Source organism: Romboutsia hominis, from assembly GCF_900002575.1.
Taxonomy (GTDB): domain Bacteria; phylum Bacillota; class Clostridia; order Peptostreptococcales; family Peptostreptococcaceae; genus Romboutsia_C; species Romboutsia_C hominis.
The window spans coordinates 1,603,200-1,626,795 of the sequence record NZ_LN650648.1; the positions used below are offsets into that span (position 1 = coordinate 1,603,200).

21 protein-coding genes are annotated in these 23,596 nt (G+C 28.1%); 1 reads left to right on the plus strand and 20 read right to left on the minus strand.

Annotated elements, in window-relative coordinates:
- Positions 1-55: 55 nt before the first annotated feature.
- A complete protein-coding gene (locus FRIFI_RS07755; protein WP_092925537.1) occupies positions 56-607 on the plus strand; it encodes a TetR/AcrR family transcriptional regulator in 552 nt (183 codons plus the stop codon).
- 132 nt (positions 608-739) lie between these two features.
- Here the strand turns inward: FRIFI_RS07755 and FRIFI_RS07760 are convergent, their stop codons facing one another.
- The 20 genes from FRIFI_RS07760 to FRIFI_RS07855 form a co-directional block, all read right to left on the minus strand.
- The gene (locus tag FRIFI_RS07760) at positions 740-1,378 is read right to left on the minus strand and encodes an SGNH/GDSL hydrolase family protein (RefSeq protein WP_207733571.1); all 639 of its coding nucleotides are present in this window, start codon (positions 1,376-1,378) and stop codon (positions 740-742) included.
- An 8-nt stretch (positions 1,379-1,386) separates the two neighbouring features.
- Positions 1,387-2,301: a dihydrodipicolinate synthase family protein gene (locus FRIFI_RS07765; RefSeq protein ID WP_166505529.1), complete on the minus strand. Its 915-nt coding sequence runs from the start codon at positions 2,299-2,301 to the stop codon at positions 1,387-1,389.
- A complete protein-coding gene (locus FRIFI_RS07770; RefSeq protein ID WP_092925533.1) occupies positions 2,276-3,214 on the minus strand; it encodes an ROK family protein in 939 nt (312 codons plus the stop codon). The genes FRIFI_RS07765 and FRIFI_RS07770 overlap by 26 nt, the downstream gene beginning before the upstream one ends.
- Before the next feature lies 1 nt (position 3,215).
- Complete coding sequence (locus tag FRIFI_RS07775) at positions 3,216-3,917, minus strand: N-acetylmannosamine-6-phosphate 2-epimerase (protein ID WP_092925531.1); 702 nt, start codon at positions 3,915-3,917, stop codon at positions 3,216-3,218.
- Positions 3,910-4,932 (minus strand): ABC transporter ATP-binding protein, encoded by a 1,023-nt coding sequence (locus tag FRIFI_RS07780; protein WP_092925529.1) that lies wholly within the window; start codon positions 4,930-4,932, stop codon positions 3,910-3,912. Before FRIFI_RS07780 ends, FRIFI_RS07775 begins: the two co-directional genes overlap by 8 nt.
- Positions 4,925-5,932 (minus strand): ABC transporter ATP-binding protein, encoded by a 1,008-nt coding sequence (locus FRIFI_RS07785; protein WP_092925527.1) that lies wholly within the window; start codon positions 5,930-5,932, stop codon positions 4,925-4,927. Before FRIFI_RS07785 ends, FRIFI_RS07780 begins: the two co-directional genes overlap by 8 nt.
- Before the next feature lie 11 nt (positions 5,933-5,943).
- Positions 5,944-6,867: an ABC transporter permease gene (locus tag FRIFI_RS07790; protein WP_092925525.1), complete on the minus strand. Its 924-nt coding sequence runs from the start codon at positions 6,865-6,867 to the stop codon at positions 5,944-5,946.
- A 10-nt stretch (positions 6,868-6,877) separates the two neighbouring features.
- Positions 6,878-7,840 (minus strand): ABC transporter permease, encoded by a 963-nt coding sequence (locus FRIFI_RS07795; RefSeq protein WP_166505530.1) that lies wholly within the window; start codon positions 7,838-7,840, stop codon positions 6,878-6,880.
- A 59-nt stretch (positions 7,841-7,899) separates the two neighbouring features.
- Complete coding sequence (locus FRIFI_RS07800; protein ID WP_092925521.1) at positions 7,900-9,573, minus strand: ABC transporter substrate-binding protein; 1,674 nt, start codon at positions 9,571-9,573, stop codon at positions 7,900-7,902.
- 140 nt (positions 9,574-9,713) lie between these two features.
- Positions 9,714-10,538: a MurR/RpiR family transcriptional regulator gene (locus FRIFI_RS07805; RefSeq protein ID WP_092925519.1), complete on the minus strand. Its 825-nt coding sequence runs from the start codon at positions 10,536-10,538 to the stop codon at positions 9,714-9,716.
- Between the two features lie 330 nt (positions 10,539-10,868).
- Positions 10,869-12,320 carry a metallophosphoesterase gene (locus tag FRIFI_RS07810; RefSeq protein WP_242977235.1) on the minus strand — a complete coding sequence of 484 codons (1,452 nt, stop codon included), beginning with the start codon at positions 12,318-12,320 and terminating at the stop codon, positions 10,869-10,871.
- Positions 12,321-12,330: 10 nt separating this feature from the next.
- Entirely contained in the window at positions 12,331-14,934 is a 2,604-nt protein-coding gene (locus tag FRIFI_RS07815) for an ABC transporter permease (protein WP_166505532.1), read from the minus strand.
- Positions 14,935-15,612: an ABC transporter ATP-binding protein gene (locus FRIFI_RS07820; RefSeq protein WP_092925515.1), complete on the minus strand. Its 678-nt coding sequence runs from the start codon at positions 15,610-15,612 to the stop codon at positions 14,935-14,937. It abuts the gene before it with no gap.
- An 89-nt stretch (positions 15,613-15,701) separates the two neighbouring features.
- A complete protein-coding gene (locus FRIFI_RS07825; RefSeq protein WP_240275791.1) occupies positions 15,702-16,958 on the minus strand; it encodes a sensor histidine kinase in 1,257 nt (418 codons plus the stop codon).
- Positions 16,930-17,631 carry a response regulator transcription factor gene (locus FRIFI_RS07830; RefSeq protein WP_166505533.1) on the minus strand — a complete coding sequence of 234 codons (702 nt, stop codon included), beginning with the start codon at positions 17,629-17,631 and terminating at the stop codon, positions 16,930-16,932. The genes FRIFI_RS07825 and FRIFI_RS07830 overlap by 29 nt, the downstream gene beginning before the upstream one ends.
- A 189-nt stretch (positions 17,632-17,820) precedes the next feature.
- Positions 17,821-18,807, minus strand: coding sequence for a DUF4003 family protein (locus tag FRIFI_RS07835; protein WP_330405620.1), 987 nt, complete (start codon positions 18,805-18,807; stop codon positions 17,821-17,823).
- 272 nt (positions 18,808-19,079) lie between these two features.
- The gene (locus FRIFI_RS07840; RefSeq protein ID WP_166505534.1) at positions 19,080-19,592 is read right to left on the minus strand and encodes a DUF3189 family protein; all 513 of its coding nucleotides are present in this window, start codon (positions 19,590-19,592) and stop codon (positions 19,080-19,082) included.
- 393 nt (positions 19,593-19,985) lie between these two features.
- Positions 19,986-20,732, minus strand: a complete 747-nt coding sequence (locus tag FRIFI_RS07845) for a hypothetical protein (protein ID WP_166505535.1) — start codon at positions 20,730-20,732, stop codon at positions 19,986-19,988.
- Positions 20,733-21,057: 325 nt separating this feature from the next.
- Positions 21,058-22,827, minus strand: coding sequence for an oleate hydratase (locus FRIFI_RS07850; protein WP_166505536.1), 1,770 nt, complete (start codon positions 22,825-22,827; stop codon positions 21,058-21,060).
- Positions 22,828-23,028: 201 nt separating this feature from the next.
- Positions 23,029-23,595, minus strand: a complete 567-nt coding sequence (locus FRIFI_RS07855; protein WP_092925501.1) for a TetR/AcrR family transcriptional regulator — start codon at positions 23,593-23,595, stop codon at positions 23,029-23,031.
- Position 23,596: the final 1 nt, after the last annotated feature.

The following is a 23,596-nucleotide window of genomic DNA, read 5'->3' on the forward strand; positions in this document are numbered from 1 at the left end:
TCATTTAATAACATATAATTTAAAATTGTTTTAATAAATAAAAAGGATGGATTACATGGCAGGAGTTAAAGGAAATAGAAGAATTTTATATACAAAAAAAGTAATTAAGGAAAGTTTACTTGATCTACTTCAAGATAAAAAAATTCATCAAGTTACTGTTACTGATATATGTAAAACTGCAAATATTAATAGAGGAACTTTTTATACTCATTATAAAGATGCTTATGACCTACTTAAATCAATGGAAGATGAATTATTTAATCAAATACTAGAATATATTGAAGAGACTCCAGTTGAAGATTATAAAGATATTTTATTACTTAAAGCTCTTGAATTGATTAAGGAAAATAAAAAGTTGTGCAAAATATTATTCTGTAAACATATAGAAACTAATATTATGGATCGTATTATTTATATAGCAAATAAGGCTGAAATAGATAAGCTCATTAGTAGTTCAAAAGTTGATGATGTATTTTTAGATTACTTTATAAAATACAATGTAGGAGGAGTTTTTGCAGTTGTTCAATCATGGATAGAAAATGATTTAAATGAATCTCCTCAAGAAATAGTTAATCTTATAAATAATATTAGTGCTTTTCAGCCTTAATATTTTAGTATGAATTATTATATTGTTTTTATATAAATTTTTAAAAATATAAAAATACTCATATCCTTTTAATATGAGTATTTTTAAATTTCAATAGTTAAGATGAAAGACACCTCAGTTACTTCTTACAATCTATTTATTTTTTATCTCACTAATAATTTCATAAAGCTTCTTACCTAATATTTCATGAGCTTTATTTGAAAGATGCATATAATCATAATCACTACAAATTGCAAAAGGTGATGGATCAAAGAAATGACATCCATTTTCCTTAGCCACCTTCTCATAAAGAGGAATTATTTTATAAGACTTTTCAGAACAGCTTTTTCCCATAGTATAATAGCACTCAGCATTTTTTATCTCTTCTCTAATTGGAAGAGGAGCTACTACTAATATATTAGGCTTACTATTTCTAAAAGCTACCTCGCAAAACTTAGCCTTTTTTATAAGTCTATCAAGCCCTAATGATATAACTTCAGCACTTGCTCCAAATCTATCCTTAGTATCATTAGTACCAAGCATAATAATAAGTAAATCAATAGGCTCATGAGTCATAAGGGTAGGAATTATAAAGTCAAGTCCACTTAATCCTTCATATAATGGGTCGTCAAATACAGTAGTTCTTCCACTTAACCCTTCTTCTATAACATAATCACTATCTCCAAGAAGGTTTTGTAAAATTCCTGTCCAACGTTCATTTCTTTCATACCTTTTCCCATTTTCAGGATTATATCCATGTGTATTAGAGTCACCGAAGCATAAAATATTCAAAATATCACCTACCAATTTTTAGTTTCTTCTATAGTTCTTTTAATATCATTGTATAAGTTTACTAACTTTTCATCTTCACAGCTTACAGGTAAAAATGGAAGTCTAGGTACTCCGATATCCAGTCCATCTAGCTTAATTAGGGCTTTTACACAACCATATAATGAACCAAAACTACACATTCTATACACATATTGAACCATTGTTGCTTGAAGTTTTTTAGCTTTTTCAAATTCATTTTTTCTTATTAAATCTTCAAGCTTTAAATATAATTCTGGCATACCTGCATAAGTACCACCAATTCCAGCATCTGCACCCATCATTCTTCCTGCTAGATATTGTTCATCAGGACCATTAAATACTAAGAAATCTTCTCCTCCAATAGCTTTGAATCTTGCTATATCATGAGCTGGCTCTGAAGAACATTTAACACCCATTACTCTTTCATTTTCACACATTTTTTTAAGTAATCCATCTGATAAGTTAAATCCTGTTAGTTGTGGTATGTTGTATATAAAAAATGGTAAGTTGCTTGCTTTAGTTATCTCATTCCAATGGGTATATACACTTTCCTCACCTAATCTATAATATACACATGGAACTGCTGATGTTGCATGAGCTCCACATTTTTCAGCATGAGCTGCAAGTTCACATGAATGTTTTGTACTAGCACACCCTACATGAACAATTATAGTCATTTTATCTTTTACTTCTTCACAAACTGCTTCAACTACTGCCTTTCTTTCTTCATTGTCAAGTAAGAAACCTTCTCCAGTACTTCCACATACATATAGATTTTTTATTCCTTTGTTATATAAATAATTAACTAATTCTCTAGTTTTTTCTAAATCAACATCTCCATTTTCTTTAAATGGTGTATTAAGTGCTACTGTAATATTTTTAAATCTCTCCATATTGTAATTCATCTTTATTCTCCCCTTTTAATAAGTAGTAAAGTGCACCAATTATACCTGCATCATTTTTTAATTTAGCAGGTTCTACTTTTAAATCTTTTGCAAAATTTTTCATAGCTCTTTCTTTAACTAATTTTCTTAGCTTATCTATAAATAGTTCTTTTTGCTCACTTACTGCCCCGCCAATTAAAACTATATCAGGATTAAAAATATGCACCAAAGATACAACTCCACAAGCTACATCTTCTATCCATCTATCTACTATTTCTTTCATTTTTTCATTATGATTTATTTGTTCAAATATTTCTTTTCCATTTATATCATTAATATCTAATTCTTCTTTTACTCTCTTTATTAAAGCACTCATAGATGCATACTGTTCATAGCAACCAGTGTTTCCACAAGTGCATTTTTTTCCTTTATTATTTATAGAGAAGTGACCTAGTTCTCCACCTATTCCTAACCTTCCATTTAAAATTTCACCATTTACTACTATTCCACCTCCAACACCAGTTCCAATAGTAATCATAACTATATTTTTAGAATTTTTACCATTTCCTAAGAATAATTCTCCTAGTGCTGCTGCATTTGCATCATTTATTACAGTGGCTTTTACTTTATACTTTTCTTCTATTTTTTCTTTAAATTTTGAACCTTCGTAGTTTTTTATATTTCCACCTGTTCCTATTACTTCACCTTTATTTACATCTATTTGACCTGTAGCAGATACTGCTACTCCTTTAAAGCTTTCTATCTTATTATCAGCTAAAAATTTATCAGTTTCTTTTAAAACTGTATCTATTATTGGTGTTTTATAATTATCAAAATTAACTGGATACTTATCACTAATTAAGATTTTCCCATTTTCATTTACAATTGCTATTTTTAAAGCTGTTCCTCCTATATCAAGTGCTAAATAGTTCATTTTAAATTTCTCCTTTAGCTGCATTTATAAATCTTTGTGCAATTTCTAAAGGTCTAGTTATAGCCCCACCTACGACAACAGCATAAGCACCAGCGTCTAACATTTCTTTTGCTTGATATGGATAGTGTATCTTTCCTTCTGCTATTACTGGTATGTCTATTTCTTTAGTTAATTTTTTTACTAATTCTAAGTTGTTTATATTTTCTTTTATACTTTGAGGAGTATATCCATTCATAGTAGTTCCAACCATATCTACTCCACATTTATATGCATTAATTCCTTCTTCATATGTTGATATATCAGCCATTAGTATTACATCAGGATACTTTTCTTTTATACTTTTTATAAAATCATTTATAGATTCATCATTTAATCTCTTACTAAATGTACAATCTAATGCAATTACATCACTTTTAGCATCTACTAATTCATCTACTTCTTTCATAGTAGGTGTTATGTATACTTCACTACCTTCATATTCTATTTTTATAAGCCCTATTACAGGAAGTCCTGTTTCTTTTTTTATTGCTATGACATCTCTTACACTATTTGTTCTTATAGCTGGACTTCCAGCCATTTTTGCTGCTCTTGCCATTAAATACATTATAGATTTTTCTTCTACATATAGTGGTTCATTAGGAAGTGCTTGGCAAGATATAACTACACTTCCTTTTATACTTTTAAATATTTCTTCTTTATTCATTAAGCACACCTTCTTCCATTTCCATTGATGCTACATGACAAGCTACAAAATGTTCTTTTCCATCAATAATATAAGATTTCATTTCTGGCTCTTCTAATTTACAAACATCCATACAATGTTTACATCTTGGATGGAAGAAACATCCGCTTGGTGGATTCATAGGACTTGGAACATCCCCTTCAAGGACTATCCTATCTTTTTTATGATTGATATCTGCTACTGGTATTGCTGACAATAATGCCTTTGTGTATGGATGTAGTGTATTTTTATATAAAGATTTTGCATCTGCAAGTTCTACTATTTTTCCTAAATACATTACTGCTATTCTATCACTTATGTATTCTACAACACTTAAGTCATGTGTTATAAATATGTATGTTAAATTGTGTTTTTCTTTAAGATCTTTAAGTAAATTTAATACTTGTGCTTGAATTGATACATCTAGTGCTGATACAGCTTCATCACATATTACTAATTCAGGATTTATTGATAAAGCTCTTGCTATACCTATTCTTTGACGTTGCCCCCCAGAGAATTCATGTGGATATCTATCCATATATTCTCTTCTCATATTTACGGCTTCAAGTAAATCACCTATTATTTTTCTTCTTTCTTCTTTTGATTTAATCCCAAACTTTTTAAGTGGGTCTGATAAAGATTGATATATTGTAAATGAAGGATTTAATGAAGAATGTGGATCTTGAAATACTATTTGTATTTTCTTACGAGCTAAATCCATTTCATTTTTATTAAGCTTAATTAAATCTCTTGGTCCATCTTCAAAATTATATATTATTTCTCCATCTGTGGCTTTGTATAACTGAAGAATTGTTTTTCCTAAAGTAGTTTTCCCGCATCCAGATTCTCCAACTAATCCTAATGTTTCTCCTTTATATATTTCTAAATTTATATCATTTACTGCTTTTACATAAGTTTTTGCTTTAGAAAATGTTCCATTCTTTACAGGGAAATAATTTTTAACACCTTTTAATGTAAGTAATACTTCTTTAGACATTTAAAGCCACCTCCTTGCATTTTATACATCTAACCATATGAGTACTTCCATTTACAAATTCCTCTTCTGGCATTTTTTCATCACATTCTTTAGAATAATAATCACATCTAGGAGCAAACTGACATCCTGGTGGTCTGTCAAATGGATCTGGTGTAGCTCCCTTTATAGGATTAATATCTTGGTCAGCACCTTTTCCTAGTACTGGAATAGATTTAAGTAATGCTTTAGTGTATGGATGACTTGGATTTTCTAAAACTTCCTTTGCGCTACCACTTTCAATTATATTTCCCATATACATAACAGCCACATCATCTGCTAATTCACATACAACTCCCATATCATGGGTAATTAGCATTATAGCTGTATTATATTCTCTTTTTAATTTCTCCATTAATTCAAATATTTGTGCTTGTATTGTAACATCAAGAGCTGTTGTTGGTTCATCTGCTATTAGTACTTTTGGATTACAACTCATAGCCATAGCTATCATTGCCCTTTGTCTCATACCACCTGAAAATTCATGTGGATATTGGTCTATTCTTTTTTCTGCAAGAGGTATTCCCATATCTTTAAGTAGCTTTAAAGCTCTTTCTTTTGCCTCTTTTTTAGATATATTTTCATGACTTCTAATCATCTCAACTATTTGCCACCCAATTGTATAAACAGGATTTAGTGCTGTCATTGGATCCTGAAAAATCATTGCTATATCTTTTCCTCTAAGTCTTCTCATTTCTTTTGAATTTTTTTCTAACTTATGTATTTCAATATCTTTTCCATCTTCACTATGATAAATTATTTCTCCCTCTTCTATTCTTGAAAACTTAGGAAGAAGTTGCATTATTGATGATGCTGTAACACTTTTACCACATCCACTTTCTCCAACTATACAAAGTGTTTTACCTCTTTTTATTTCCATTGATACACCATTTAAGGCTTTATTGCATCTATTATTTGCATAAAAATATGTTTTAAGATTTTTGACTGTGATAATATTTTCCATGATCTTTCCCCCTATTCAACACTTGTTGGATCTGTAGAATCTCTTAAGCCATCTCCTACAAAGTTTATACTCATAACAAATAGTGATATAACTATTCCGACAGGTAACCACATCCACCAATTATTTTGAAGTGTAAATAAATCTTGTGATGCATTTAATATGTTACCCCATGTTGGTATTTCAAGAGGTACACCAAGTCCTAAGAAACTAAGTGCTGCTTCTTCTAGTATAAACATTGCAGTACTTAAAGTTATATTTACTGATATTGGCCCTATGATATTTGGTAGCATATGCTTATAGCATATAACAAAATCATTAAGTCCAAATACTTTTAATGATTGTACATACTCTTCTTCTCTGATAGATAATATTTGTGATCTTGCCATTCTAAATACGCTTCCCCAACCACAAATAATAAATATTATTATTATATTAAAAGCACTTTGGCCTATTATTGAAACTAACATTAACACTAATATTAATTGTGGGAATGACATAAATATTTCAGATATCCTAACTAATATTTTATCTATTAGTCCACCCTTATATCCACTATAGCATCCTAGTAATACACCTATTACTGCACAACCCAATGCACTACCAAATCCTATTAAAATTGATAATCTTCCACCATATAATATTCTTGAAAATATATCTCTACCTATTTTATCTGTTCCTAGTATATGTTCACTAGATGGTGGCTTAAGTATATTTGACATATCAACAGCTAACGGGTCATGCGGTGTTAATAATGGTGCAAATATACAAGCAAGTAATATAAGTAAAAATACTGCAATCCCTATCGTCGTAAGTTTATTTGAAATTAACTTACTTACTACTCTACTTTTTTGTTTTTTAAAAGTTTTATTCTCTTCTCTTTCTTTAATTTTATCAAATTTATTATTTAATCTTTTTTTAGGTGATAAAGTAATCATAATATCCTCCCTATTTCTCAAGTTTTACTCTAGGGTCTAAAACAGCAGTAAGTATATCAACTAATGTACTTGCTATTAAAACCATAGTTACAAACATAAGTGCTACAACCATGACTAAGTTATAATTTGCTGATCTTATTGCAGTGTTAAATACATTTCCAACTCCTGGCCACTGAAATATTGACTCTATAACTACAGAACCTGCTATTAGTGTAGGCAATCTAAAACCTATTAAAACTATAACCGGTGTTAGTGAAACCCTAAATCCATGAACTAAGTTAACTCTCCATTCTGGAATTCCTTTACTTCTAGCTGTTTTTATATATTCTTTATTCATAGTATTTAACATACTAGTTCTTGCATAACGCATAACTCCTGCTGTAAGCGATAACCCTAGTACTGTAGCAGGTAATATTAAATACTCTATTCTATCAATAAAACTTTCAAGACCTGGTGCTGTTCTACCTCCTACTGGAAGCCATTCTAAATTTAATGCAAATATTAATATAGTTACCATACCAAAGAAAAATTGTGGTATAGATACTCCTATCATACCTGCAACTGTCATAACATTATCTCCTATAGAACCACGTTTTATAGCGCCTATTACTCCTAAGATACTACCTAAAACTGTAGAAATTAAAAGTGCTGCAACTGATAATTCTAAAGTTGCTGGTAGTGTATCTTTTATAATATCTATAACTGCTACACCACTACTTGAGCTATATCCAAAATTGCCTTGTAGTAATTGTATTAACCATTTAAAATATCTAATTACAAAACCATCATTTAAACCATAAGCTTCTCTAAGTGCATTTAATTGTTCTGGTGATAATCTTGCTAAAGATTCTGGATCCATTAAATGAGATACTGGGTCTCCTGGAGTTAAATCTAGTAAAAAATAAATAATAAATGTTATTATTAATAACATTGGAATCATTCCAAGCACTTTTTTTAATATGTATTTTAGCATTTACTACCTCCTTATAATAAAAGGGATGTATAATTAAAATTATACACCCCCTCTGTTTATTACTCAGCTAATGTCCATTTGTGAATATCCCACTTATAATTAAATTGTGGGTTACCAAATGTTTCAGGCATACCTTTTATCTTATCGCTTGTCATAACAAATATTGGTTGGTAATATAAAGGCATTACGAATAATTCTTCATTTTCATATTTTTGTAATTCAAAGAATGCTTTTCTCTTTTCTTCTGGATCTATTGTTTTTGTATTTTCTATTAATTTATCTAATTCAGGTGTTCCTGGTGTATGTGAGTTTAGTTCAGCACCTGTTTGATATCTATCATAGTACTCATGCATTGAAAGTGCAGCAGTTGCAGCATAACATAAATCAAAATCAACTGCTGAAGGTCCATTTACAGGATCTTCTGGTAATGCCCATAATAATGAAGCTAAATCACCTTCAACTAATCTAAATTCCATTTTTATTCCAACTTGAGATAAGTAGTTTTGTATTATTGCCATTAAATCAACTGTTTGTTGATCTGTATAATAATAAACTACATCTAAAACTGTGTTTGGATCCCAGTTAGCTTCTTTTAATAATTCTTTAGCTTTTTCTGGATTATACTCATAATTATTTAATCCATCAACTTTATCAGGTCCATTTGGAGTTAAACTATTTGCAGGTAGTGCTGCACCCTCAAATATACCATCAAGTATTTTATCCATATCTAAAGCATACATTATAGCTTGACGAACTCTCTTATCTGCTAATGGTGCAGCTGATCCATCTTTTTTCTTAAACTTATTTGCAAAGAATAATCTTGTATATCTAACATCTACAGTATCCATATTGATACCTTTAGTACCTTCAAGTGCTTTAACATCTGCTATATTTTTAGTGTATGAGTAGTCAAGAAGTCCAGCTTTAGCATTTGTTACTAAGTTTGGATCACTGTCTCCAGGACTTGGATTTAAGTGCATATTAAATGCTGGTTTACCATCCCAATACTTATCAAATCCAGCTAAGGTTGTGTAATTACCCATTTTTACTTCATCTACTTTAAATGGCCCAGAACCTATTGGATTTCTAAAGAATTCTGATTGTTGAAACTTAACAGGATCAACATTTTCAAGATGCTTTTTAGGAAGTGGTGCAAATTGTGTAAATGTAAGTAGAGCATCTGGTGCTAGCTTTTCAAATTTTATTTCTATATTATTTCCATCTATTACAATACCAGATATTTCATCTGCCTTTCCATCTATGTAATCAGTTGCTCCTTCTATAGATTTAAAAGTATTTCCAAATACATTGTTTAAAACTGTCGTCTTTAAACTGTATTCTATACTCCATTTTATATCTTCTGCTGTTATAGGCTCTCCATCATGCCAGAATATATTATCTCTTAATACAAACTTAAGGTTTTTTCCATCTTCTGACATTTCATAAGATTTAGCTAATTGACCTTCCCCTGGTATTGGGTCTAATTTTTCATCTGCAAATATTAACCTATCATATAAAACTTTGTTGTAAACGAAAGTACCTGGATTTAACCACGGCGCTTCGAAAAATTCTTCAGGTCCTCCATTTGCATAAAGAGTGTTTGCTGCTGCTTCTTGCTTTGTTGAATTTTCCCCCTGTGATTTTTCTTCTTTTCCGCCTGTACTAGCACATCCAACTAGGTTTAGCGTTAGCATTGAAGTTACAAGCAAGCTTAATAGCTTTTTTTTCTTCATAATATCATCCCCTCTTTTTTAATTATAAGAAAATATAAATTTCCTATCTTATGAATAACTTAAAATGTTTCGCTTAGATTCATCTAAATTAAAGCGAATTTTTTATTTTATCAAGGTATTTTCTACCTAGTAAAACCAAATTAGATTAAAATATTTTCTTCATCATACTTAAATAATGCATTTAAAGTATTTACCTTTTTTTGATAATAACTCTCTATTTTTATAAAATAGGTATATAGTATATCTATCATTACTAAAATAGGAAATTGAGGTGATATGCAATCTCCAGCTTCTAGTGCATTTATAGTTGGAATTAATATAACTTCATCGCAAAAACTCGATAAATGGAAAGAATTATTTGAAGTTATCATAATAATTTTAGCTCCATTAGCCTTTGCTATCCCTATTCCTTGAAGAATTTCTTTTGTTGTACCACTTAACGATATAGCTATAATAACGCTTTCCTCATTAGCAAGTGAAGATAACATTTTTATTCTATGTGAATCATATACAGCTTCAATATTTAACCCTAACCTCATAAACCTTAGATGAACTTCTTCAGCTGCAATCCCAGAACTTCCCATTCCGAAAACGCAAACCCTCTTAGATGTTGTTAATAGGTGAGCAACTTCTTTCATTTGATTTTGATTTATCATCATATGACAACTATCTAATAAATCTTGATATGTATTAATAACTAAATTAGAAATTTCTTCTCTATTGTATTTACTAATATTTTTCTCATATTCAAATATGAATTCTCTAAAACCTTTATATCCACATTTTTTCGCAAACCTAGATAAAGAAGCTTCTGACACAAATAGCTTTTCTGATACTGCTTTAGATGAAAGCTTTTGTATTTCTCTATTATTTATAAAAAAATTGGCTATAGTTCTTTCTACATTAGTAAATTTATCATATCTTGACTTTAGATTCTTCAAAACAGTATTATCAGAATATTCCATACCATCCGTCTCCTTTTCATTAGGTAGTCAAGCTATTAAATTCTTAAATCATTTTATTTATTTAATTCTATACTATAAGTGTATATAGATATTAATTCAATCGCAACATTTTTGAAAGATTTTGAAAGAAATTTTAAATTTTTTTCAGATTTTCTATAAAATAAAGATTTATTAGATGTACTTTTTCTAAATTTTAGAAATTACTTTCATTCATTTGGCTTGTCCATAGAGATTTTTGTGTTATTTAGTAAAGAAAAAGTGCATTTAGTAAAATTAGTAAATTTTACTAAACGCACTTTTTTGTTTAAAAATTTAAATTTATATCTTTTTTTAATTTTCCTTTTTCTCATAATTTAATATAACTTTATAACGGTCAATATACTTTTCTTTTTCACCTTTTGAAACTTTAAAATAATCATTTTCTCCAGGTATTATAGTTAAACAATTATCCTTAAAATCGGCATTATCAAATTTTAATGTAGTTGGAACATCACTTCCTATAGCATTTGAATAGCAAATCACTTTTTCTTTATCCATAATTATAAACTGATACATATCATCACTTTCAGCAATATTTAAAAACTTATATCCTGCCTTTTTGTATATTTCATCTCTAGGAGTACCTGGTTTAAATATATACATTTTATCCCATTTAAAAGGTATCTCATCCTTAAGACTTATAACTTTACCTTCTTTACCTTTATCTAGTAGAAAACTAGTTTCACTATAAAACATTCCATGATTGTTACATAGCATATCTAAGTTCTTTTTAACATTTTTAAACTGAACTATATCACTAGACTTATTTATTACATCCCATCCATTTTTATCTTTTTTTAATTTTATATCAATTTTTGAAATACACTCACCGTGTTTTCCTGGTTCTGTTACTATAACAGTTTGTCCATCTTTGTTTTTATAGTCATGTTGTTTTATTTGAACATGGTTGTGCCCAGCAACTATTACATCTATTCCAGATACATTTTGAGCTAAGTCTTGTATTCTATTTCCTGGGTGTTTTGGTTTTTTAGGTCTTTCACCACTATGAGTTATTGCTATTATAATATCTGCATGGTCTTTTTCCTTCATAACTTTTACCCATTTATTAGCATCTTCTACTAAATCATTCATATAAAGTTCTCCATTGTATCCCTTTTGATCTTTTAACTCTAAAGATTTAGCTTTTACTAGCTTTTCTCCATCCCATTCTTTAGATTCTCCTACTTCTTTTAGAGTAAGTCCTAATATTCCAAGTTTTATATTACCTTCTGGTGTTTTAATTTCTTTTATAACGTATGGTTTTGTGTAGCTTTCTCCATTTTTCTTATATGTATTTGCTGATAGTACACTTATTCCTTGCTTTTCAAAGTCTGATATCATATTATCTAGACTAGTCTTGTTATTTGATACAAACTCATGATTTCCAAGAGTTACTGTGTCAAATCCAGCTTCTTTCATTTCTTTTGCTAAAGGAATTTCTATATAATCTGCATTGTTATTTTTATAGTTTTTACTCATTTGGTCATAATATTTTAACATATCTCCAGATGTTCCAAATCCAGAATCTAGAAAATCCCCTGCATCTACTACTACAGTATCTGGATTTTCCTTCTTTTGTTTTTCTATATAAGAAACCATTTCATTAGGTATTATTCCATGTAAGTCAGTCGTTGCAAGTATATTTAAATCTACTGACTTAGTAGAACTGCATCCTATTATTAATAAAGATGAAATGCTTATTACTGACCATAATATTTTTCTCTTTGAAAATAATTTACTCATACTCATCCCCCTATATACTTCCTTGTCTTATATTTTCAATTGTATTTTCTTTGTTTATTTTTTTCATAGGAATATAGGCCGATACAAAGGTAATGACAAATACACCTACAATAGATATTAAAACTGCCTTTATCGGAAGTACCATACCTATTTCTATAGCATCTCCAAGAACTTCGTTCATATATACATCTATTAAAAGTCCTATAGGAATTCCGTATAATAAGGCTAATACTCCATATAATAAGCTTTCAAGATATATCATTCTGTTAAATCCACTAGGTGTTACACCTAGTGATTTGATTATTGCAAATTCTTTTTTTCTTAAATTTATATTTGTACTCATTGTGTTTATTATATTAGTAGCACTTATTAGAGATATTACTACTGTAAATCCATATACAAATATTTTCATAACATTGATAGCCTCTTCCATCTCTAATACATCTTCTACATCATCTGATACATCATAACCATATTTTTTTGCTATATCTTTTACATCATCTCTAGTTTTTTTTGTTTTATTTGTGTCTATGTATATATCTCCATCACTTATTTTATATCCTAGCTTTTCTCCTACTTCGTTATAAGTTATAAAATCTATACCCATATAAGTAGACCATCTATATCCTGGAAGAAAATCTTCAGTAGTAGCTAGTACTTTTAACTTAATAGGCACTCTTACTTCCTTATCATTTTTGTCTATATATCTCTTACAAATATTTATTGTATCTCCTACTTTATAATTTGTTAATGAAATCTCACTTTGTTTTCTGCTAGAGCTATTGTCACTTTTATTTCGAAGTATTATTCCATTTTCTTTTATAGCACTTTCTTTGTCAAAACTACCAGTTTTTAATTCTAATTCTTCTATTGCTTTATCTCCTACAAAATTAATTCCATTATTGTTAAATATATATACAATTTCACCATTTTTATTTTCCTTTGAAAAACGTCTTTCTATTAAATCCTTATATTCTTTATTTATGTTACTTTCATTAATGTATGTTTCTGCACCATAAGGATTAATTGCACTAATTTTATTTACTCCATCTATATTATTTAAATCTTTAACTATATCATTTTTCTCTCTTATTCCGCTATACCATACTCTCATATCATAGTTTATTTCTCCTATATTTACCCGGTTAGCTTTTTCAAATAAATCAATAAATCCACTAAATGATATAAATATAACTACACTAGTTACTAAAGAGAATAAGGTTATTCTGAATTTTTTTTTATTTCTTCTAAGATTTTTGTATGCAAGAACTCCTTCAGTTTTAAATATTAACTTAACTAGTTTAGAATTTTTTACTTTGCCTATTTTTAAATCATCACTATTTCTTATAGATTCAAGTGGAGAAGTTTTTGCACAATTGATTGCTGGAAGTATTGCCGATACTAATATAGCCAATAAAACTATTAATGCACTTCCTACTATCATATAAGGATTATATATTACTCTTAGATTTATATCTGAAATAAATTGGCTATTAAATACTGTTTGTATTGATTTAAAGATTAAATCCATTCCAAAAGTTCCAACTATTAACCCTATAGGTATTCCTATTAAACTTATTACAATAGCCTCTATAAATACTAGCTTCATAACTTGAGTTTTAGTTGCCCCTATAGAATTTAACACTCCAAATTGTTTTTTTCTTTCACTTACAGATATACTAAAAGAATTATATACTGTTACTACTGTGCATACTATTACTAATAATGTTACTATAAGTAATATTTTATTAAATGTTTTATTTATATTTTCGTAAAGACTTGCCCCTTGTAGTCTTAATAGATACTCATTAAAGTATAGGTTTTCATAGTGAGTTTTATTATCATTATTATAAATCATTGACTCGCCATTATCAGTTGATTTATCAACTTCTAATCCTAGTGTTTTTGCTATATTTGTGGCTATAGTATAGGCTTCTTTAGGATTTTTAAATAATATATATGCATCTAATGTATCTTTTTCAAATGGTTTATTTGATTCTAAGTAAGTTATTCCATTTGAAATTTCACTTAGTTCAGCGTATGGTTTTTTCATAATTCCAACAATCTTATATTCTTTTTCTTTTGTATCAACTAATCTTTCATTTTCTTTTAGTATTGGAATTTCTATTCCTTTTCCATTTTCATCTATTCTTTTTCCAACATTTAAAGTTATAGTATCTCCTAATTTTTTGTTTGTTAAAGGTATGGCTCTTTCACTTAATACTATCTCATTTTCATTAGTAGGTAGTCTTCCTTCTTTTAATTTTACTTGATTCATTTCAAAACCATTTTGGTTATAAGCTTTAAGGTTAATCAAGTTTAATTTTTCTTTATTTAATTTTGAATATCCTAAATCTTCACTAATTGAAGTTTTTGCTATTCCTGCACTTTTAGTTATAGTGTCTAAATCTTCCTTTTTTACATTATAAAAAGCTGAATGAAAATATCCTTCTTGTTCTATAGTCTGCCTAAACTGATAATCCATATAACTTTCATATATACTTCCTATTCCACATATTAATGCTGTTGATAGTATTACTCCTATTATTGTTACTATTGTTCTTTTTTTATTTTTTTTTAAATACCTTAAAGTTAGAGTTGTATATAAATTCATTTATATCACCTCGTCTGCTTTAATAATTCCATCTTCTATAGCTATTACTCTGTCTGCTTGTAGTGCTATGTTATTATCATGAGTTATCATTATTAATGTTTGATTGTATTTTTTTACTGATAGTTTTAATAATTCTATTACTTCCTTTGAGTTTTTACTGTCTAAGTTTCCAGTAGGTTCATCTGCAAGTATAATAGATGGTCTATTTATAAGTGCTCTACCTATAGAAGTTCTTTGTTGCTGTCCTCCACTTAGCTCATTTGGAAGGTTGTTTTCTTTTTCTTTTAATCCTAATGTTTTTAATAAATCATTTAAGTATTCTTTATCTATTTTTCTGTTATCAAGTTCTGCTGGTAGTAGTATATTTTCCTTTACACTAAGTACAGGTATTAAGTTATAGAACTGATATATAAGTCCTATGTTTCTTCTTCTAAATATGGCTAAATCTTTTTCATTTAATGAGCATATATCTACTCCATTTATATATACTTTTCCACTACTAGGCTTATCTACTCCTCCCATTAAATGAAGTAGTGTACTTTTACCACTTCCACTTGGTCCTACGATTGCTACAAATTCACCTTTGTTTATAGATAAATTTACATTTTTTACTGCATCTACCTTTGTATCACCCTTACCATAACTTTTGGTTATGTTTTCTACTTTTACCACTTCCATATTAGCCTCCATTTTCTTAAACTTGTCTAATCTTTATATTTATAGTCTATCTTCCTAGACTTACTTTAAAGTGAATTATATATTACAAATTAGTCACTATAGTTTTTATGGAATATAATATGGAATTCGCATCCTTTGTTTTTTTCACTTTTAACTGATATATCACCATTTTGACTTTCTATTATAGACTTTGCCATAGCTAGTCCTATTCCTACGCTATCTTCTTTTGAGCTATTTCTTCCTTTGTAAAACCTTTTAAATATATGAGGTAAATCTTTTTTCTCTATTCCCTCTCCACTATCTTTTATAATTATTTCTGAATATATAAAGTTATCTTCATAACTAATTTCTAGCTTTCCATTTTGAGGTGTATGTTCTACACAATTTTTAATTATGTTGACTAAAGCCTCAACAGACCATTCCATATCCCCCTTGTAGAAGATACTATTATTCCCCTTAATACTTACATCTATATTTTTAAGTTCTAATGGTATTAAACTTGGCCCTAGAGCTCTTTTTACTAGTTCATTAATATTTACATTTTCATATTTAAAATCAATTACCTTAGCTTCTACCTTTGATAGTCTTAGCATACTTTTTATTAGCCACTCCATTCTACTTAGCTGGGTTTTTATTTTGTCCAAAAACTCTATTTTAGTTTCTTTTGGTAAATCTTCATACATTAAGTCATTAAGTATTATAAGTGAAGTCATAGGAGTTTTTAATTGGTGTGAAATATCTGATATAGTATCATTTAGAAATATCTTTTCTTTATTTAGTAATTCTACCTTTTCTTTAAGTATATTAGTCATTTTTAAAAGCTCTGTTTTTAAAAGACCAATTTGTCCTTCTTGGTTTTTATTCTTCATTTCATAATCTCTGCCCTCTGAGCTATAATATACATAGTCAGTCATATCTTTTATATCATTATATATATGCTTAAAATAGTACATAACTAAAATTAAGGTAAATATAAATACAAGCACTATAAATAAAATATTTAAACTAAAAATGTCATTTATACTTTCATTTATAATAAGCTCATTTCTAAGGCTTATATTTTCATTATAGTTATATTTATTTAATACTTCTTTACCTAAGGTTATGTTATTCTTTGACTTACCTTGTGTTATTACAGTTATTATTTCCTTTTCCAAATCAGGATGTTTTGAAAGTATAGAACCTACTATAACTTGATTATTTTCTATTATTTTATCTTTTATAATATTTACACTTTTATAGCTTATTCCTAGTGAAAAAATTATAGCTATTATAAATAGTAAAATGTAATTTCTTATGAAGTTTTTTATTTCAGCATTAGATAGAAACATTTTCTTCACTTCCATTCCACTTGTATCCAACTCCCCTTATTGTGTGTATATATCTAGGATTTGTTATATCATCTTCTATTTTTTCTCTAAGCCTTTTTATATACACTGTAAGGGTATTATCATTTATAAAATCATAAGTAACATCCCATAACTTTTCTAAAATTTGAGTTCTACTTAAAACTATATTATTATTTTGAATTAATATTAATAATAACTTATACTCAGCAGAAGTTAAGAAAATCTCTTCTTCTTTTTTATACACTCTAGCTTCTAGTGTGTGTATACTTAAATCTTTGAACTTTACTATCTTTTTACTTTCATTATTATTTTTTCTTCTTCTAAGAACTGCATTTATTCTAGAGATAAGTTCTCTAACTCTAAAGGGTTTTGTTATATAATCATCTCCTCCAATATCTAGTCCCATGACTATATTTACTTCTTCATCGCATGCTGTTAAAAATATTACAGGAGTGTCATTAGTTTCTCTAAGTTCCTTGCAAAAATCGTACCCACTTCCATCAGGTAACATTACATCTAGTAATATAATCTCGTAATCCTTAGTTATTATTTCTTTTTTTCCACTTTCTAAGTCTTTACATATATTTATATTAAAACCTTCTTGTTCTAGAGCATATTTTACTCCAAAAGCTATAGTGCTATCGTCCTCTATCATAAGAATATTTTTCATAATCCCTCCAAATTTAACAATTTTTTATTTTATAATTATTATACAACAATTAAATTATTAAAGTAGTATAAACAAAATGACATATTAGTCACTTATATAACTTTATTTTCAAAAAAGAACCTTAGCAAATATTATAAATTGCTAAGGTTCTTTTTATGTACTACTTATAGTACAATTTATTTAATTTTTTTAGTTAGATGCTGAAGCTGTACTAGATGCTGCAATAATAGCCACCATAGTTGCAATTTCAATAGCTATTATTATCTCTAGAAGTATATTGCTACTTATAGAATCTATATTACTCTCTTCATTTAAATACTCAGCATATGCTGATGCTACAATAGACGCACTTATCATATTCCTATTAGTCTTACCTAAAGACCAATTTCCAAACCATTTTACTTCACTTAACTTATCAGATACATTTTTTATTTGATTAACCAATTGATATTCATCACAATCAATTAAAGATAATACACCTATTAAGGGGTATCCATATCCATCTATTTTACACTTTTGTTTTTCAAGTAATTCTTTAATTCTTATTACTTTATCTAATTTTTCTTCACTCTTATGTTTATCTAATGCCATTATATGAGATAATGATTGAAGATTGTTTGATTTATAAAACCCCTTTGAATTAAGTTCATTATAGCTTCTTTCTATATATTCTAAGTCATTATCTATGTCTTTTGAATTTATAGCTATGAGGGCTGCTCTACAATAATCATCACTAGATGTTATCCACGGATGATGATTTTTCATGTATTCATATACATATTTAGTCTTTTCAATTGATGTATTTATATCCATTTTTTCTTGATTTTCATGTATTATAATTGCTACAAATGGTAAGTATGAATCATTTGTAAATTTATTTTCTTTTAATTTATTATATATATTTAATATAGACTTAAATTCATTTTCTCTATTTGTCTTATTTGATAACAAATTTGCTAGATAAAATAGGCTATTACCTCTAAAGTTTGAAAATATTCCTGTATTTGTTTTAATTATATCTATACTTTCTTCCACTTTTATTGGGTTTATATTTTTATTTTTTATGGTAGATGAAAATACACAACTATACTGCATCATTCCCATTTGCCATGCCCCTTTTATTTCCTTTGTTTTTTCATAATTTTTTATAAATAGGTTTAGCTTATTGTTTATTATATTATCTTACATTGTTTTTATCTCCCCACAATTATTTTATATATATTGTAAGTTTATCATAAAATATACTACCTTTATAGTAAAGAGAGAAAATCTATTTGAATTCCTATATTTTAATCTAACTTATCCTGTACCCCTTACTAGTGGTACGATTCACCGTAACAGTAGTATCAGAGTTTTTTAAAAGGTGAAAACAAAATATAACCTCTGAGTCCACCTCTTTTTTTCTTATAATATTCATGTACATACCTACACGTAAAGGATGTTAAAAATTATTTTTTCTTAAATTCCTTGTTATCTAAAATAATAACCTCTGACCTAGCTTCCTTTGCTGCCTTCTTTGTATGATTTACAAGTTTTATAACGTCCTTGTATGACTTTTTTGCTCCCTTTACTAGTAAAGGTACTCCTATAAAATCAATTTTTAACCACCTAGAAAATAATCCGCCAAATGTCATTGGTAATGAAACGGTTGGCGACGTATTAGAAAATATAATTTTCTCATTTAATAGCTTTTGTTTATGAAGCATAGAAGCTAAATTATATAATCCTGGAATTAAAACCTTTGAACGCCCCCTACCTATAGTATAGACTTCATTTCCATCTTTATCACTTCCATGATAAAAAAGTTCTCCACGATTTCCGTATACTAACTTATTAAAGTTAGGTAAGTTCAATATTTCATCTTTAGTCGGTTCTCGAGTTTCATCCAGCAATTCTAGGTGATAAGCCATTGCTAGAATAGATGAGTGTGTTCCTCCATAACAATTATATATGTATATCATTAAAATCACCTAATTTCCTATTTTTTGATTTATTTCAATAATTGTAGTATATACATTAAATATTGGAATTAAACAAACTTTGAACAAGTTTCATCCAAGTTCTTCAATATTTCTATCTACTAAAAAGGCTCTAGCATAAACTGCTAAAGCCTTGACTTTTGCGAAAAGGATTAGGTTTGAAGCCACGGTACTATTGTTTACCGTACGCTTGATTTTGAGTTAGATGTTAAAGTTACAATTATCCATAAATTATATACAAATTTTTATTTTTACACAATTTATCATCAACCTTCTCTTCAAAACAAAATAAGAAGGATTATTCCTCCTTCTTAACTTAGTTTTCCGTAGCTACACCTTAGAAGTATATTAAGTATCTATAGATTCATTATCAAATTATAGACCTATATTTTCTTTAATTTGCCTTATTAAATTTTCCTTATTTTCTTCTAGTTGAATAACTCTATTTACATTTGCTCCAGATGGATGTGGAAATCCTTTAAGAATCTGTTTTTCACAAATAATTCCTTCCTTTGATAACTTATACAGCACCTCTTCAACTGCTCTGCCTAACGGTATTATTAATATTTCTTTAAAATTTTCAATTTTACTGAGTTCTTTAATAAAATTATCATATACATATTTCATTAAAAATGCACTTTTTGATAATTTAGGTGTATGTCCTGAATAGTTCTGTTTTTTTACAAATACAGGATAAGGTACTAATGATACAGTATGTAGTAAATAATCTTTGTCTTCAAATAAGGTAGAGCAACTATTTATACTTAACGCCTTATTAAGTTTTATATCATCTAACATACTAATTATATTCTTTCTTAAACTTCCACTAAATCTACCGGCCACCTTACATTTATATTGAATTTCTTCAATATTAGTTTCTAACTCTAGTTCTTTTCGAGCAGTGGAGATAGCTGTACTCATTTGTTGAAATCCAGGTGTTATTCCAATAATAAATATCTTAGCTTTTGAATTTAAATAATCATTATGTGGAGCATAATATATTTCTATATTTCCATTTTTTTCTATAAGCAAGTCATCTATTAATAATTCATTTTTTTCATATTTATCTTTTATAGGAAGATGTTTTATAACTTTTGCATATTCATATAATGTTTTTTTCATACTTACCTCGCTATCTTAGTTTTCATTATTTCATAATACCCTTTTTATTGTACTTCTAAAAACTGATTATACTCCTCAGACAGCTATATTTTTATTATTTCCTATATTTTATATTCTCTTCTACTTTTATCATTTTTATTTTAAAAATTAAATTAGACATCTACTTATCGTTATTTCTAAAAAAATCACTCTATACAGTTAAACAATAATTATGATATTTTGGTAGTTTTATATTACTTATAATTTTACAATACAATAAAACCGTATCACTTACTTGTGATACGGTTTATTATTATTTAACATAATTTTACTAATCATAGTTAACTTATATTAAATTATATCTTTGTAATAATTCTTCAATTACAGTTCCTGAAATTTCTTTCTTAATTATATCTAATTTAATTTTATCTAATAATGGTAACTTAATATCTTTTAATTTTTTACCATCTAACATCTTAGAAGTTGAATCAAGTAACACCCTAATATCATAGCAAGAACCAAATACCTCAGGAACTCCACGGTCAACATCAAGTAGTGTATATACAGCCTCCATAGCAGTTCTTACAGAATACTCTGTTGTAAATATAGTATCACGAACAGTCTCTGCAAATTGACCAATAAATGCAAAGTTAACACATTTATCTGGTACTACTTTTGGTCTATCTCCAGCTGTTCTTGGCATAAAGAATGAAGTAATGTATGGCATCATGCAAGGAATACAATGAGCAGAATTTTTTGCCATCTCAGGAATTTCATCTACTGGAACTCCTAAATGATATAGCCATTCTTGAGTAATTTCATAACCTGTGCACTCCTTCATTGGTTTTTTTATGAAATCTCCATCTACATCAGTAAATAATCCATAAACCCATACAACAAGCTCATTATCTGGTTGAGATTTAAAATGTGGTTGTCTATTTAAAGTATAACTCATTAGCCAAGATGAATCTTTAACTGTAACAATTCCTCCCGTAACAACTTTTCCACTAAATGGATTACGTTTACATACTTTTTCTATATATGGTGGAATTTTATTATCTAAAGTAGTTATAGTAGCAGATTCCCAATTAGTTTTATTTATATTAGTACAGAATTTATCTGGTCTACCAAAAGAAGAATCTTGTGCTGCTATGTTTCTCCAAAGTCTCCAGCAACCTCCTTCAGTAGTATTTAAAACTGGTGCATGATCATCATCACCTAGACTTGAATTTTCTGTACAACTACCATTTGTAACAAATACTAAGTCATCTTCTACTAAATCAATAGTTTCTTCTTTTCCATCCTTAATACAAACAATTTGTTTTGCTAATTTTTTATCTTCTGTTATTTCAAAAATCACATTGGTAACAGTTGTATTATACTGAAAATGAACTCCATTAGACTCTAGGTATTTAACCATTGGTAAAATTAATGATTCATATTGATTATATTTTGTAAATTTTAAAGCTGAAAAATCAGGAAGTCCACCAATATGATGAATAAATCTTTGAATATATCTTCTCATTTCAATGGCACTATGCCACTCTTCAAAGGCAAACATAGTTCTCCAATATAGCCAAAAGTTTGATTCATAGAATTCTTTTGTAAATACATCTTCGATTTTTTTATCATATAAATCTTCTTCTTTTGCCATAAATAATTTTATTATTTCCATAGATGCCTTTTCTGTTAATGCAAATTTTCCATCTGTGTGAGCATCTTCTCCACGGTTAACTGTAGCCCTCATTAGAGAATAATTTGGGTCTTTTTTATTTAACCAATAAAATTCATCTAGTACAGAAACTCCTTCAGTTTCTATTGAAGGTATTGATCTAAATAAATCCCATAAGCATTCAAAGTGATTTTCCATTTCACGACCACCACGAATAATAAATCCCTTCTGAGGATCATTAATTCCATCACAAGCTCCACCTGCTATATCCGTTTCTTCTAATATATGAATATGTTCACCTTTCATTTGTCCATCACGAACTAAAAAACATGCAGCAGCTAAAGATGCTAAACCAGCTCCAACTAAATATGCTGATTTTCTATCCACACCTTCTGGTTTTTGTGGACGTGCAAATGCTTCGTAATTCCCATTACTATAATACATATAAATCATCCCCTATACTTTAAAGCTTATTTATTATAAAAGCTTTAGTAATTTATTTATTAATATCATATTCCTATTTAAGATTTTATTATATAGACAATATTAAGGCTTTGTAAAAATTTTAAACATAACTATAAATCTGTAAAAAAACTAGACAAATAATAATATTTGTCTAGTTTATATTTTCTATCTATTTTTGTACTAATCCCATTTGTCTGTTCTATATCTCTCTAAAGCCTCTTCTATATTTCCACAAATCAATGTATTCAATCGCTTAATAATATCTTTAGGGTTTTCTTTCATTCCTTTTTTAATCCATTCAAGTACAATACCTACAAATGCATACTTATAAAAATCTGCAATAAATTCTTTATCTTTTTCTCTAACTGCCATATCTTTTGCCTTTTCTTCTACTACTCCCATAAGAAGTAATTGTACTTCATTATATAAGTAACGTTCTAGATGTTCTCTACTTACAGAGTTGAATGTATTTAATACAAAAGATTTATTATCTAGTATGTAGTTAAATATATATTCAAATCCCTGTTGCCAAGTATCGTATGTCTTTTTCCCATCTAAAGCTCTTGTTGCTTCATATGTGTAAACCCAATCTAGTAAATCGTAAATGTCCTTGAAATGATAATAAAATGTCTGCCTATTTACTCCACAATCTTCTGTTATATCTATTACTTTTATTTTTTCCAAGGATTTTTGGGCTAACATTTTTTTCAAAGATGCAGCAAATGATTTTTTAGTCATTTGAGACATA